Annotated in this window: 13 protein-coding genes; 4 read left to right on the plus strand and 9 right to left on the minus strand. The window is 45.4% G+C overall.

Translation table 11 applies throughout. The features are described 5' to 3' along the window. From OEY64_10870 to OEY64_10885, 4 genes are all read left to right on the plus strand, one after another. Positions 1–928, plus strand: a 928-nt coding sequence (locus OEY64_10870) for a 3-isopropylmalate dehydratase large subunit (protein MDH5543451.1), incomplete at its 5' end; no start/stop codon positions are given. Position 929: 1 nt separating this feature from the next. Further along, positions 930–1,427, plus strand: coding sequence for a 3-isopropylmalate dehydratase small subunit (gene leuD, locus OEY64_10875; protein ID MDH5543452.1), 498 nt, complete (start codon positions 930–932; stop codon positions 1,425–1,427). Further along, on the plus strand, positions 1,428–2,501 hold the full coding sequence (gene leuB, locus OEY64_10880; GenBank protein MDH5543453.1) for a 3-isopropylmalate dehydrogenase: 1,074 nt from the start codon (positions 1,428–1,430) through the stop codon (positions 2,499–2,501). It abuts the gene before it with no gap. Between the two features lies 1 nt (position 2,502). Next, positions 2,503–3,507 (plus strand): aspartate-semialdehyde dehydrogenase, encoded by a 1,005-nt coding sequence (locus OEY64_10885; GenBank protein MDH5543454.1) that lies wholly within the window; start codon positions 2,503–2,505, stop codon positions 3,505–3,507. Positions 3,508–3,576: 69 nt separating this feature from the next. Here the strand turns inward: OEY64_10885 and OEY64_10890 are convergent, their stop codons facing one another. Genes OEY64_10890 through OEY64_10930 form a run of 9 tightly spaced genes read right to left on the minus strand, consistent with a single transcriptional unit; the run spans position 3,577 to position 14,503 of the window. After that, positions 3,577–4,572, minus strand: a complete 996-nt coding sequence (locus OEY64_10890; GenBank protein ID MDH5543455.1) for a flippase-like domain-containing protein — start codon at positions 4,570–4,572, stop codon at positions 3,577–3,579. Between the two features lie 35 nt (positions 4,573–4,607). After that, positions 4,608–5,525, minus strand: coding sequence for a methionyl-tRNA formyltransferase (locus OEY64_10895; protein MDH5543456.1), 918 nt, complete (start codon positions 5,523–5,525; stop codon positions 4,608–4,610). Between the two features lie 30 nt (positions 5,526–5,555). Continuing rightward, a complete protein-coding gene (locus OEY64_10900; GenBank protein ID MDH5543457.1) occupies positions 5,556–7,229 on the minus strand; it encodes an alkaline phosphatase family protein in 1,674 nt (557 codons plus the stop codon). Next, on the minus strand, positions 7,222–8,160 hold the full coding sequence (locus tag OEY64_10905; GenBank protein MDH5543458.1) for a polysaccharide deacetylase family protein: 939 nt from the start codon (positions 8,158–8,160) through the stop codon (positions 7,222–7,224). Before OEY64_10905 ends, OEY64_10900 begins: the two co-directional genes overlap by 8 nt. Before the next feature lies 1 nt (position 8,161). Then, complete coding sequence (locus OEY64_10910) at positions 8,162–9,085, minus strand: class I SAM-dependent methyltransferase (protein MDH5543459.1); 924 nt, start codon at positions 9,083–9,085, stop codon at positions 8,162–8,164. Beyond that, positions 9,082–10,077, minus strand: a complete 996-nt coding sequence (locus OEY64_10915; protein ID MDH5543460.1) for a GNAT family N-acetyltransferase — start codon at positions 10,075–10,077, stop codon at positions 9,082–9,084. The genes OEY64_10910 and OEY64_10915 overlap by 4 nt, the downstream gene beginning before the upstream one ends. 3 nt (positions 10,078–10,080) lie before the next feature. Then, entirely contained in the window at positions 10,081–11,979 is a 1,899-nt protein-coding gene (asnB, locus tag OEY64_10920) for an asparagine synthase (glutamine-hydrolyzing) (protein ID MDH5543461.1), read from the minus strand. A gap of 6 nt (positions 11,980–11,985) precedes the next feature. Next, the gene (locus tag OEY64_10925) at positions 11,986–13,002 is read right to left on the minus strand and encodes a radical SAM protein (GenBank protein ID MDH5543462.1); all 1,017 of its coding nucleotides are present in this window, start codon (positions 13,000–13,002) and stop codon (positions 11,986–11,988) included. A gap of 1 nt (position 13,003) precedes the next feature. Next, positions 13,004–14,503: a B12-binding domain-containing radical SAM protein gene (locus OEY64_10930; protein ID MDH5543463.1), complete on the minus strand. Its 1,500-nt coding sequence runs from the start codon at positions 14,501–14,503 to the stop codon at positions 13,004–13,006. Between the last annotated feature and the right edge of the window lie 2 nt (positions 14,504–14,505).

Here is a 14,505-nt window from a genome sequence, read left to right on the forward strand (position 1 = left end):
CGTAGGGCCGGGGGATCTTATAATCGGCGCCGACAGCCATACCTGCACCTACGGGGCGCTTGGAGCCTTTGCCGCGGGGGTAGGGAGTACCGACCTGGCCGCCGCCATGGTTACCGGCGAAGCGTGGTACAAGGTCCCGGAAGCTATCCGCTTCACCCTAAAAGGGAAGCTTGGAAAGTGGGTAGGGGGTAAAGACGTTATCCTGAATATCATCGGTAAAATCGGCGTTGACGGCGCCCTTTACAAAAGCATGGAATTTGTCGGCGATATGATAGGGAGCCTCCCGATGGACGATAGGTTCACTATCGCCAATATGGCCGTGGAGGCCGGCGCGAAGAACGGGATCTTCCATGTGGATGAAAAGACCGATGCCTACATAAAAGGGAGGTTCCAGCGTGAGCCGAAAGTATTCAAATCCGACCCTGACGCGAAGTACGTTCAGGAGATCGAGATAGACGGAGCAAAACTCGAACCTCAGGTGGCATTCCCGCACCTCCCGTCCAATACAAGGGGTATCTCCGAAGCTGGCAATGTGAAGGTTGACCAGGTTGTCGTAGGCTCCTGCACAAATGGACGCTACTCCGACCTTGAAATGGTGGCAGGGATACTGAAAGGGAAGAAGGTAGCCAAAGGCCTACGGATGATCATCATCCCGGCAACCCCGCTCATTTATAGCCAGGCCCTTAAAAACGGCCTTCTGGAGATATTTACAAACGCAGGGGCTGTCGTCTCCACCCCGACTTGCGGGCCGTGTCTCGGAGGCTATATGGGCATCCTTGCGGACGGCGAAAAGGCGCTAACCACCACGAACCGCAATTTCGTAGGGAGGATGGGTTCCACAAAGAGCGAGGTATATCTTGCGGGCCCCCCCGTGGCGGCCGCGACTGCGATTACCGGAAAAATATCATCCCCAGAGGAGGTAGTTTGATATGACGATGAAGGGAAAAGCTCACCTTTTTGGTGACGATATAAATACGGACGAGATAATACCGGCGAGGTACCTGAATACCTCCGACCCGGCAGAGCTTGCGAAGCACGTTATGGAAGACGCCGACGCTGATTTCCCGAAGAAGATCGCGAAAGGCGACATTATCGTCGCCAAAAAGAACTTCGGGTGCGGTTCAAGCAGGGAGCATGCGCCGATAGCGATAAAGGCGGCAGGCCTCTCCTGTGTCATTGCCAAGTCGTTCGCGCGCATTTTCTACCGAAACGCCTTCAACATGGGGCTCCCGATATTCGAATCGGATGAAGCGGTGGAAAAGATCAAGGCTGGTGACCAGCTGGAGGTCGATATGTCGAGCGGAAAGATAAAGAACCTCACCAAGGGAGAGGAGTACCAGGCGGGGGCCGTACCCCCGTTCATGCAGGAGCTGATAAATGCCGGAGGCCTTATGGAATCGGTCAAGAAGAAAATAGGAGGCAAATAAATGCCGTTGATAGCGATATGCGGAGGCGACGGGATCGGCCCGGAGGTTACCACCGAAGCGGTTAAGGTACTAAAGGCGGTCGACGAGAAATACAAATTCGGCTTTAAGTTTGTGGATGCCCCTGTCGGAGGCTCGGCCTACGACAAGTTCGGCACGCCCCTCCCCCCTGAAAGCCTGGAGACAGCCAAAAAGGCGGATGCCGTTTTCCTCGGCGCCGTAGGCGGGCCGAAATGGGAGAGCCTCGATTACTCCGTAAGGCCGGAGCGCGCACTCCTGGGATTACGCTCGGAGCTTGACCTGTTTGCGAATCTCCGCCCGGCGAAACTCTTCGCACCTCTGGTTGACGCTTCGACGCTGAAGCGCGAAGTAGTGGAAGGGGTAGACATGCTGGTGGTTCGCGAGCTTTGCGGAGGGATATATTTCGGGAAACCGCGCGGTGTGGAGGATTTCGAAGGGGGGAAGCGGGGCATTAACACCCTTGTCTATACCACCCCGGAGATAGTGAGAATTGCGCGGGTTGCGTTTGAGGCGGCCCGAAAACGGCGCGGGAAGGTCTGCTCCGTGGACAAGGCGAACGTCCTGGAATGCACCGAGCTTTGGCGCAACGTCGTCATCGAGGTCCACAAAGACTACAAGGATGTGGAGCTTTCCCATATGTATGTCGATAACGCGACCATGCAGCTGATAAGGAACCCAAAGCAGTTCGACGTTATAGTGACAACCAACATGTTCGGCGATATCCTGAGCGACGCGGCAGCAATGCTTACCGGTTCCATCGGGATGCTCCCAAGCGCCTCCCTGTCGGGCAAGAAAGGGATGTACGAACCGGTCCATGGAAGCGCCCCGGATATAGCGGGGAAGGGGATAGCAAACCCCCTGGCGGCGATCCTTTCAGCGGGGATGATGCTTACATACAGCTTCGACAAGCCTGAAGCGGAAGCGGAAATAGAAAAAGCGGTGGCATCGGCGCTGGATGAAGGGTATCGCTGTGCCGATATATTTTCCGGGGGGACAAAGAAGATATCTACCGCTGAAATGGGCGATTTGATAGTGAAAAAGCTAAAAGGAAATTGAAATGAAAAAAAAGAAAGAGTTTAACGTCGCGGTAGTCGGCGCTACCGGCGCGGTCGGCAACGAGATGGTCAAAACTCTCGAAGCGCGCGACTTCCCGGTGAAATCGCTTCGGCTCCTCGCCTCTGCGAAGTCGGTCGGCAAGACCATGCAGTTCAGGAAACATGATTATGACGTTGAAGAGCTGGATGAAGGCTCCTTTGAGGGGATAGATATCGCCCTTTTCAGCGCCGGGGGTTCCGTATCGAAAGAATTCGCCCCGGTTGCCGTGAGGGCAGGCGCGACAGTGATAGACAACTCCTCGGCATGGAGGATGGACGACAGCGTGCCGCTCGTGGTGCCGGAGGTGAACGCCGATTCGATCGCCTGGCACAAGGGGATAATTGCCAATCCGAACTGCTCTACCATCCAGATGGTAGTGGTGCTGAATCCCCTGCATAAAAAGGTGAAGATCAAGAGGATAGTTGTATCTACCTACCAGTCGGTTTCAGGGACCGGGCAGAAGGCGGTCGACGAATTAAGCCAGCAGGTGAGGGATATCTTTTCCATGAAGCCCGCAACCCACAAGGTCTACCCGCATCAGATAGCATTCAACTGTCTCCCCCACATAGACGTGTTTACCGAAAGCGGTTACACCAAGGAGGAGATAAAGATGGTGAACGAGACGAAGAAGATAATGGGGGATAACTCCATTGAGGTCTCGGCGACCTGCGTGCGCGTTCCGGTCTTTTACAGCCATTCGGAATCGGTGAACGTGGAGTTCACCGGGCCGATGTCGCCGGAGTACGCCCGCGACATCCTCGCGATTGCGCCGGGTGTTGGCGTTCTGGATATTCCGGCGGACAATGTCTACCCGCTGGCAATCCAGGCCGCGGGCGAGGACGAGTCATTCGTCGGGAGGATAAGGAAGGACCCGACTGTTCCGCACGGTCTCAACATGTGGATAGTTTCGGACAACATCCGTAAGGGAGCCGCCCTCAACGCCGTCCAGATAGCCGAACTCCTTTAATCCGGTGATATCTTTATCAGCCAGGCCAGGTTCGATGGCACCAAGCGTGGATATTCACAGAAATATTTTCTACACTGCTTCCGCATTATCGTATTTGCGATAGTAGAAGTAGCTCAATGAAAGTATCAGAATGGAAGAGAGAAGAAATGCGAACCTCTGGAAGATAATGAATGAAGCCGCATCCTGGTTTGATACACCCGAAAAAACGAGAATACCGAACCAGCCCCATTCCAGTATTCCAAGACTCCCCGGTGTAAAGCCGATTAGTCCAGCGATAAATATCGTAGGGGCGCATATGAGCAACAGAAGCAAAGAAATGTCAATATTGAACGCAAGAGCTACAAAATAGCTTCTTGTCACAAGAACAAGGAATTTTAGCAAGCTCAGGTAATAGAGCTTTTTGCCAGTAGATGCGGAAATGGTTTTTGATTCTGTGTCCATCGTCAGGAAGGACGGTCTGTTCTTCCGGGATGTCATCGTGCATGCGATCTCTATAAGTTTTTCATATGAAAAGAGGATGATGTTGTAAATGAAAAGCGGTTTTACCGAAAATGCTGCGAAAGAAATCATCGAAAGCAGGGCCATGGCCATTGCCAGCTCTTTCATTTCGAATTTGCCGGTCAGGAACATTGTCGAAGGGATAATGAATAAAAATAGAATGAAGAGGTCCATCAGCTGATCGAGCAGAACCGAGTATGCCCCAGCGCTAAGTGGTATGTTTTTATTAATCTTCAATGAGAGCGACCTTACTCCAAGCGAACTCAGGTTTTGAGACACAAAAAAACCGGATGTAATCCCGAGCGCGGAATAATAGAAGAAAAAACCACGTCCGAAATCTCTTGCTCCTGTTTGGTCATAAATGATGCTTTTCCATTTTTCAGCGGTTATTAAAAAGACAATAGCAGTTAATACAATGATCCCTAACAATGGGAGTATCGAGATGGATGTCGATTTGCGGATTATCTCGTCAATTCCTACGTCGGAAAATACGATGACTGATATGAACAGGGCTATACCTGTCACGAAAAGGAGGATGCTTTTTACGGTAGCTTTAAATTTGTCCACTGCTTAATTTCGGGATTTGCTGTGATACTCGTTCATCATATTAATCTATTGCCCGCAAGGTCGAGTTTTTTCACCGCTGGCAGTACATTCCCATTATCGCCGCACGAGACCTCCAAGATCAGTAAATCCTCATCCAGGCAGCTTACTATAACGCCTTCGCCGGACTTGCCAAGGATTTCTCCTGGAATCCTATCGCTCTTGTTTCCTGTCAATTTTGACTTCAGGACAACAATTTTTTCATTTTCAAGGTATGTAAAGGCGCCGGGTAATGAGGGGCCGTTTAGGGCTCTTATGAAATTGTATATCTGCCGGGCGGACATGGTTTCCCAGAAAATTCTGCTGTCTTCGGGATACCGTTTCTTGTAATAACTCCCATCGGATGAATTCTGTTTTTCTCTCTTTATCCTTTCGTTGGCGATATCTTCCAACGTATTAACGAGCAGGCGCGGGAAGATTTCCAGCGTTTTTACATAGATGTCGCCAGCGGTATCTTCAGAGCCAATCTCATATGTTTCCTGTACAATGATGTCTCCAGTATCAATTCCTTCATCGACGAATATTATCGCGCAACCCCCCTTTTTCTCATCATTGATGATTTGCCAATTGATAGGTGAGCCGCCTCTGTATTTAGGAAGTAATCCACCATGCAGGTTGATCGTTCCAAGTCTGGGAATTGACAGTATCTCCTTTTTAAGTATTTTTCCGTAACCTGACAATATCATTAAGTCGGGTTGCTTTGAGCTTATCTCATCGATGAATGGGGATTTATTCACGCTGGCAGGAGCGTATACGGGAAGGTTCAGGCTGATGGCAAACCTGCGGATAAGATTATTTTCAAGTTCCGATGCGGGGGCAGGGTGTACTACAACTGCCTCCGGTAAATACCCATTTTGGCAAATTTCCTCAAGGCAACGTAAACCGCGTTCGCCGTTGCCGAAATATATCGTCTTCATCTGTTTGCTGTATATCCGTGGTTGGTTGTGCTACATGTAACCGAGATCCTTAAGCCTTTTCGAAATATCTTCCTTCTCCTCTTTTGAATAAATGTCCTGACCTTTTGGAGTCTTGGGTATCGAGGGTGTATCATCAACTTTGTCTGTTTCAGGTGTTTCATTTATCTGATTCTCGAAAATTTCTTTGATTATCCTTCCGTCTATTCCCTTTGGTACTGGGATGCCGAGTATTTTTAGTACGGTCGGGAAAACATCCTCGTCCTTTAGGTTTTGAAGATGTTGTGATTTTTTTATTCCATCACCTTTGCAGATGAATATACCGGAGTGATTGTGATGACCAGTAATGGCAAACGTATCGGTAATGGATCTATTTGAGTTGAAATCTAGGGTACCCAAAGCCTTGTATTCATAATTTTTTGTGTAAAAAAGGATGTCTTGTGCGGAATCGGTATAGTCTCCTGTGTAGATATCGTGCTTCAAGAAAACCTTGTCCACGATTCGTTCATCGCCTTTTTCATTTGTCAGCTCCAGCAGGTCGTTTTTGAGTCTTTCAAGGATATCCTTATCATTAATGGCACTTTTGTTGTTTCTTTTCCTGTTTAGGAATATCTGGGAAAAATTCCCCTTCGCAAATGCTATAGTCTCATTCCAGTTTACGTCACTGAAAGAGAGAAACACGAAGCCTATCAATTTATTGTAGGAGGTGCTTAGCATGGGCATTCCCTGTTTGAATATGAAGAACCTGTTTGCAAGTTTATACATATTTTCCGGTGTAAAGCCGATATCGAACAGTATCTTCTTGATGCGAACCTTGGGCGTTTCCAGTAATCGTATATATCCTTTTTGCAGCAGCCATGTATTCAGGTGCACGAAACCTGCAAGCCCCGAAAGGCCATGGTCAGACACGAAAAGTACAACAGATCGCTCGATGACCTTTAAGTAGATGTTTTGAATGGTGCTGTCCAGTTTTTTAAAGTATTCAAGAATTGCGGGCATATATCTGTCATGTAGGGAGCGGTTGAATTTCGGGTGCTCATCATCCAAAATGTGAAGCATCGAATGCTGGATATGGTCCAATGACCAGAAGTAGAGAATAAAGAGGTCCCAGTCGAGCCTATTGTCGATATATTCGAAGGCTTTCATTTTGTATTCCAGTTCCTCAAAGTAATCGTTCAAAACCGCGTCAATCCTGTTGTCAGCGTATGTAACGTTGTTAAATATCTTGAACCTGCCAATATCACTTTCCATCACTTCAATAAAATTTTCTGGATATGCATACGCGTTCGATCTGCGAGGGGTGAAAATATGATCGGATACGATAATCCCGTTGACGGGATGTACCGGGTAGGTGATAGGCTGATTAAGAATGACTACCTTTTTCCCGGCCTTGCCGGCGTGATCCCACAACATTTTACCATCGACGAAGCTGGAATTGATCGGGTTAAAGTTCCCGTTGGCGTCCTGAAGGATAAAATCGAAAATTCCATGTTTCCCTGGGTTCAGGCCGGAGAATATTGAGGTCCAAGCTGTCGGAGTAAGTGGAGGGTTTGTGCTTTCAAGCTCTCCTTTGGAACCGGATTCCATCAATTTGGATAGAAAAGGGATCACATTATACTTTTGTATCTTCTCAAGAAGGCTAAAGCTGGCACCATCAAGTGAAAAGATGAAAGCTTTCCTTTTAAAAGGTCTAATCTCTTCAGTCATTCTGCCCTTTCAGCAAATCGAAATAATTGTTTTGTAAAAAATCTTCCTGGCAGGAGACATCACCGAATCCCCCGGGAACTCTGATCTGCGAAATACCATCAGCCTCTATATTCTCGTTCCGAATTGTATCGTAATACTGTCCCAGCGTGGTGAATTTATAGCCCGCGGATAGAAGTTCATCTACCGTGTTCTTGAAAAGTTCCCTTTCAAGCAGACCTTCGTAATAACCATGTATGACGAGCATATTATAGCTTTTATCAAGACATCCTTTTATTGTTTGTGGAATGCTTTTTTTTGGGATGCCGTATTGAACCAGTTCGTGTATGGCTGGCAAGGAGATAGGCAGTTCGACGACATTTTTTTCCTTGCCGGAAAATTTTGGTAGAAAAGGTTTGTTCCCGCGCACGTTCGAGGAATATTTAATATTCATGTTTTCCATGATGTCGTATAAAGGCTCTACGGTTCGCCAATTCGGAGAACCCCAAAGCGAACTGTTGGTACCAAATATTTTATGATATTCGTTATTTGCCCTCGCAAATTCTTTTAACACGCCTTCAGAATTCAGAAGTTTCCAGTTATCAGCCCACCAAGAGTGGTCGTAACCATGCAGTCCCAGTTCATGCCCGCGCGCCTGGATATCTTTAAGTATGTCTGGATTATCCTTTCCGACATGACTGACCGGAAGGAGTTTTCCCCTCAGCAGGAAAAGCGGACCAAAGGCCCATATCATTTTGAGCGGATTCATGCTTATTAATCTTTTGATATAGCCTTTTTTCCCTATCCTTTTTCCATGTGACGAGACTGTGTCCGGCCCCATAACTGAAAAAAAGGTGGCTTTAATGCCGTTCTTGTCGAAATAATCAAGGAGCCATGGAACCCCCTTCCTTATGCAGAATGAAAAGTCTATATCAACTCTTAGCAATATATTCATGCTATTCATCCTGTTTTACGGCTTGAACAATATAGAAATTGAATGCAGGAACATAAACACCGAGCTTGTTGAAAGGGTAATGTTTGGCTATTCTCTTGAGAAGCGCAGAATCGAGTTGTGAGGCGAGAAACGATATTGAATAGTAGGGAAATACTCGTTTAAAGGTTATGGTGCGAAAACCACATTTTTCCAGAACCGTTTTTATCCCTGTTCTGGTTGGAGCGCAGGTGATATGAACCCCTTTCTTTCTTTTTCTATATGTGTATATGCTGAAGATGCTGTTCATGTCGAGAAAATCCAGGAAGAGGGAGCCTCCAGGTTTCAATAGATGAAAGACTTTTCTGTAAACCTCTTCCGGTTCACGGAAATTCATGGAGGTCCCCCAAGTGAAAACGATATTGTAGGAACTTTTATCAAACGTGAGATCTTCAAAAAGCCCCAAAAACACCTTCATGCCAAAATTGTTCCTCGCGTGGTTTGCCATGTCAATCGAAGGTTCGACACCGGAAATATCGATTCTGTTATTAATGAAAGGGACTGCCGAGAATCCTGCCCCTGAGCCTATCTCCAATACCTTGATGTTCTGCAAAATTTCAAAGCGAGTACTTTTGGCCATAAGGTGGTACCGCCTGGCGGCTTCACGCATATACTGTGATTCCTGTTCGGAATAAGAAGAATAGATATATTCATCCTTATCGTCGGTTCCCCAATACGCCTTGCTGTTGTAGACTGCGGAGAGTGAATCAAATGTTAATAGCGGATTTTGGAAAATCGCTCCGCAATATTTACACCGGTCATATGACACTTTGTTTACTTTGAATTCGGCAAAATATGCAAATGAATGCTCTTTGCTCCCGCAAAGAGGACATTTTCTTTTTTCGCTTTCCACATGGATCGCAAAACTATCCTTATGGGTGGTTGTCATTTCCCCAGTTCTCCACGGATAAACGGCCCGATAAGGTTGGCAATTCCTTCAGGGAGGTAGTTGCGCCAGATGTGCGAGAAAAGTTCTATCTTCCTGTTTCTTGGGTCTATATAGTCCTTTGTTTTTCCTTTTATGATGTAATGAACTTCTATCGGTTCATATTTTGTCCACTTCTGTTTGTAATTCCATACTCCTGTTCCTTCACGGGAAACACCAAAGTCGAAATAGCGTACGCCTTTATTTTTAGCGCTCTTTATGGCATTCATGAAAAGGTAGGTTGTTGCATTTAGGTTTTTAAGGTTTTCATAGCTTGCGCCGGCGAAATACCTGGCGCAGTAATTTGTTTGGTCTGTAAGTACGAGAATAGATGCAACAAGTTTGCCGTCAAGAAGTGCGTGATGAAATTCGGCGTTCTCTCCCAGCAGCTTTGAAATATTCTCGAAAAAAGCCCTGGAATGAGGAGGTGTGCCGAGGTTTTTCATTGTGTGCCTGTGCATCGCGTAATATTCATTGATCATTTTTCCAGGGCCGGAATCTATCCGGATTGGTCTGTTCTTTTTTAATATGCGCTTTATATTATGATGTAAATTGCCTTGCAGGCTTTCGAGGCTTTGCGACAGGTCGATTCTGAATGTATAGTTACGGTAGATCGTATCGTAATTGAATTTTTTCGCTTCCTCAGCAACATGCTTGCTGACACCTTTCAACTCAACGTAATCCAGTTTTTCGTTCATCAATGTTTCATCGACGAACAAGAAAAAATTTTCAATTTGCTTGATATTGCAAGTGGATGATACAGGGCCTGCCTCGTCGCTGAACGGGAGCGACAGGAGAAACCTTTTTCGTAGTATACGGTTGTTGACAATCATTCCAGGAGCGAGAATCCCAAGGTCTGAACCATATCCATACGACATATCATGATATCCGTAGGTCTTGGCTAATATCTCCTTCCATTCTTCGCTGTGGTAAACGGTTATTTCATTTCCGTGCATATTTTACGAACCCATATGTTGCTTGTGCCATAGCGAAAAGCAAAGGAGAGAGAACAGCTTGAAACTGTTATTATCTTTTGCGTCAAGATGTCTTTCAAACAATCTTTTTATTTCCCCGATATCAAAGTGCTCTGCCATGGTGTCGCTATACAGGTGTTCCTCTATATAACTCCTGTAATTATCCTCTTTCAGAAAATGCAGTGGCGTCACAAGACCAGATTTCTTTCTTCCGGTAATATAATCTGGAAGACGTCCCTTATATGCCTTTCTAAGGCATTGCTTCGTTTTTCCATTTGCAAGTTTTTTGTTGAACGGGATCGAAAAAGAGAACTCGGCAAATCTTTTGGTGAGAAAAGGTGGCCTGACCTCAAGGGAAAAAGCCATGCTAATTTGGTCTACTTCCATATTGGCGTTATCTACCAGAAATCTGTAGAAATCGGCATAAAGGGTTTGATCCTCGAAGTTCAAACGCCCATTTGAAGCGTTGAAAAGACTTTCGTAACTATGATATGTGTTTTCCATCAAGGTCGCGCTGTCGCAAAAGGCACTGTTAAGAATTCTGCCCTTTTCATCATCTGTGAAAATGGTTCTCCACCAATAATGACTCTTTTCCCTGTGGTAAAGTGAACCCTGCGTGAATTTTTTTGCGAAATAATCGAAAGAGTATTTTCCATCGCTTACGGGGAGCATTTCGGCAAAAATGTTGGCCAGTTTCCTTGCCGGCAAAGGCAAAAGGCCGAAAACATGCCTGTATTTATCCGCCTTGTATGTGGGGTACCCTGCAAATAGTTCGTCGTTGCCTGAACCCATCAAGGTGACCTTGTATTTTTCCGATACTTTCTTGAAGTAAAAATGTTCTGCAATTATGCAGGGATTGGCGTTAAGGGAATCCAGGCTGTATACCAGTTCTTCCAATACACCGATAAGACTGGTGTCCGGCATCATTATCAAATCATTCTGGAATCCGTTCTCAATGGCAAATCTGTTAGCCTCCTCGCCTTCATCGTAAGATTTGTCGTTAAATCCTATGCTCACCGTTCCGACATCCGATCTACCAAATTTTTTCAACTCATGCAGTATTATCGATGAATCCAGCCCAGAACTGAGCAGGAGGCTTACCGGGACATCGGAATAGAGAGAGTCGCGGACGGCAACCGATATTTCCTCGCGCAGTGCTTCCTCGAGCTCTTCCTGGCTGCCGAAGCACGCTGTTTTTCCGGCTGAATGGAGGAGATCCCAATGTTTTACCTGTTGAAACTTCTCAGGGGTCTGGAAAATCATGTAAGTTCCTGCTGGTACCTGGTAAACGCCATTTATGATAGTACGAGGCGAAGGGACGTAAAAGAGTGACAGGAAGTCGTATAGCGCCTGCTTATCAACTTTTTTTTCAACAAGGCCTGACGCAAGAAGTCCTTTTATTTCCGATGAAAAGACCACCTTCCCACGGTTTGCGCAATAAAAAACCGGCTTTACGCCGCACGCATCCCGGGCAAGAAGCAGTTTTTTTTCTTTTACATCCCATATTCCCAGTCCGAACATCCCTTCCAGTTTGTTAAAAAGCGATTCCCCCCACTCTTCATATCCATGAACAAGGATTTCAGTGTCCGTTGTGGATATGAATTTATGTCCCAGGGATTTTAATTTTCCCCGTATCTCAAGATGGTTATATATTTCACCATTAAATGTTACCCAAACGGTGCCGTCCTCATTTCCCATAGGCTGTTTGCCTGCTTCCGTAAGGTCTATTATCGACAACCTTCGATGTCCGAGGACTATGTTATCGTCGGTGTAGATCCCTTCTCCATCCGGTCCGCGGTGACGCAAAATATCGTTCATGCGTTTAATATTGGGGACATTCGCTTTCGCATTCCCTGGGGCAAATATCCCGTTTATTCCGCACATATCTGTTTAGATAAATGTCCTTTCGTGGCTCGAGCTTTCATAACAGTATTCGCAGGTGGGATTGAACGGGAACTTATCAGTAAAATATTTTCTATGACTGAGAAAATACTTTTTATTCCAGAATTGATCGTCGGAGAGGTTGCCAAACTTCCTGTCGGGAGGGACTATGCTGGAGCAAGGAGCTAAAATTCCATTTTTGCCGACAAAGACAACTGTGTATAGATCGTAGCAAAAACGTTCCTTGATGTTTCTTTTCAAAGGAGCAGGGAACATGATGTTTAGGCGTTTGCCATACTTGCGATCCAGGTCTTTGAAATATTCGAGGATTTCAATATTGTCGTCAAAAATGCACAGGTTTTCGTTTTCCTTGCTTGTAGCAATAAAATTTTGGAAGCATACCTGCTTTAAATTTAGCTGCTCCGACATTTTAATTACTTCGGTCATATAATCCAGGGAATTTTGTTCAGTAGTTACATATCTAGCAAGAGCAATATCTATGTCAAGATTAACGCTTCGTAATAATTCTACATTGCGTATCTGATCTGAGATATTGCCATCATATAGACTAACTTGTAAAGATGATAAATGAGAATTTTTAAATTCATCCAATCGTTTTTCAATAAGTAAACCATTACTAGGGAACATGGTAAGTTTCTTGTTGCTATGTGCTATTTCGATAAACTGAAAAATATCTGGATGGATCAATGGCTCGCCGCCAACGAAGGATAAGCGAAAAGCATTTTTCAATCTTGGGTGTTGTAGCATAGAGGAGAATTCCTCAATATTCATCTGCTGTGAAAGGAATTCCTTCTTATTTATAGTCTGGTTCCAGCAGAAAGGACATTCAAGGTTGCAATGATAGGTTATATATACACCGATACTCAAAGGGTCATGGCTGACTGCCGGAGAGAAGCTGTTTGAGAAAAAACGCATGGAATATTTCATGGTGTTTAAAACCTGAGGAACAGTCGGGGAGAGCTTTAAAAACTGTTTTGTTAAAGCGTATAAGGCAGAAAGTTTCATTTTAATCTGCCAAGCGTGAAGAAATAGTCTTAAACAGTGCATATTCGAAGAGGAATCCTGAAAATCCCTGATTTATTCTAAATTTGGCGATAGGTTTATATAAGATCTTCGCTATCTTGAATGCAAGTTGTGCACTCCATGAATACTTTTTAAGATATGCTTCCCAGTTGCTTAAGGCGTACGAGCCTATCTGGAGCATCTTGATATATCTGTCGTATTCCGGTGTATACCATGGGAAATAGATATCTCCTTCCTGGTCGAGGGCTCTCCATTCCTCGCTTGTAGTCGGTGGTTCAAAACCGTTTTGCCTGGCAAGCTCGTACATTTCAGAACCGGGATATGGAATAAGTTTGCCGGGATCGAAAATTATGCAGTTCGGGTTATCTTCGGATAGTTTCAGCATGAATTTCCCGGTCTCTTTCAAGTCGTCGATTGTCTCAGTGGGGATTCCGCATAGTATGTTATACATAGGTAGGAGTTTAGGGTACTTCAACATTTCCTTGTTTACGAAAAGTGAATCTTCCACAGATATCCCTTTTTTCATGAGGTCTAGCATCCTTTGCGAACCGCTTTCCAGGCCGATATGCAAGGTTTCTACGCCGACGTCTACAAGAAGCTGGAAGTCTTTCGCCTTCATCTTTTTAAGTTCGTTTACTCTTATACCACGAATGCCCAGTTTTACCTTCAGATTTCTGTTAATGAGTTCCCTGGCGATGCCTTCGAAATGGGAAAATTTTACAAACGTATCATCGTCGTAAAAATAGATGGACTCTATGCGATATTCCCGAACGAGGTGTTCGATATGGTCAGCGACATCGACAGCTTCCTGAGGAACCCATTTTTTCCTGATGTCCTTGTACCAGACAGGAGAAATGCAAAAGGAGCATTGATAGGGGCAGCCGCTCGCCGTATATATTGGAAATATCCTTTCATTTTGAATGGAGAAATATTTTTCCAGGTTGTTCTCAACCAGGAAATATGGCAAATCCCTGAATTTGAAATTTTCAAATTCGTTATGGATCTCTCCTATAATTAGTTCGCCGTTTTTTTTGTAACATAGCCCATTTATAGAATCCATTTCCTCTCTGTCTTGCATTAGGAACTCAACGAGTTCCCTTAAAGAATTCGATGCGTAGCCTCTAATGCAGTAATCGACGAACTCGTAATTCAGTGTATCTTCAGGCATGATGGTAGGGTGCGCACCGCCCCATACCACCGGTATGTTAGAAAAACCTTTCACGATTCTGGATATCTCGAAAGCTCCGACAATTGGTATCCCGCTCATAACGGAAATGCCTACCATGAGGACGTCCCCATTTTTTAGGGTTTCATTAAGATATTCGCGCCATCCGGGATTAACCCTGCAATCGATGATTTCAACTGTAAGTCCCTTGATATTGACGGACTTTGCAGCTGCATATATAAGGCTTATCGGTACATTGATGACGAACGAACCGGTAAATCCCAATTCAGGGTAAAGTAGAAGTAGCCGCTTGTTCATGG

It is taken from the genome of Nitrospinota bacterium (genome assembly GCA_029881495.1).
Classification (GTDB): Bacteria; Nitrospinota_A; UBA7883; order JACRGQ01; family JACRGQ01; genus JAOUMJ01.

What these genes read in the sequence shown, in the direction of transcription:
- leuD (MDH5543452.1), top strand. Translation starts at nt 930, where the DNA reads ATGACGATGAAGGGAAAAGCTCACCTTTTTGGTGACGATATAAATACG.
- leuB (MDH5543453.1), top strand. Translation starts at nt 1,428, where the DNA reads ATGCCGTTGATAGCGATATGCGGAGGCGACGGGATCGGCCCGGAGGTT.
- OEY64_10885 (MDH5543454.1), top strand. Translation starts at nt 2,503, where the DNA reads ATGAAAAAAAAGAAAGAGTTTAACGTCGCGGTAGTCGGCGCTACCGGC.
- OEY64_10895 (MDH5543456.1), bottom strand. Translation starts at nt 5,525, where the DNA reads ATGAAGACGATATATTTCGGCAACGGCGAACGCGGTTTACGTTGCCTT.
- OEY64_10900 (MDH5543457.1), bottom strand. Translation starts at nt 7,229, where the DNA reads ATGACTGAAGAGATTAGACCTTTTAAAAGGAAAGCTTTCATCTTTTCA.
- OEY64_10905 (MDH5543458.1), bottom strand. Translation starts at nt 8,160, where the DNA reads ATGAATATATTGCTAAGAGTTGATATAGACTTTTCATTCTGCATAAGG.
- OEY64_10910 (MDH5543459.1), bottom strand. Translation starts at nt 9,085, where the DNA reads ATGACAACCACCCATAAGGATAGTTTTGCGATCCATGTGGAAAGCGAA.
- OEY64_10915 (MDH5543460.1), bottom strand. Translation starts at nt 10,077, where the DNA reads ATGCACGGAAATGAAATAACCGTTTACCACAGCGAAGAATGGAAGGAG.
- asnB (MDH5543461.1), bottom strand. Translation starts at nt 11,979, where the DNA reads ATGTGCGGAATAAACGGGATATTTGCCCCAGGGAATGCGAAAGCGAAT.
- OEY64_10925 (MDH5543462.1), bottom strand. Translation starts at nt 13,002, where the DNA reads ATGAAACTTTCTGCCTTATACGCTTTAACAAAACAGTTTTTAAAGCTC.
- OEY64_10930 (MDH5543463.1), bottom strand. Translation starts at nt 14,503, where the DNA reads ATGAACAAGCGGCTACTTCTACTTTACCCTGAATTGGGATTTACCGGT.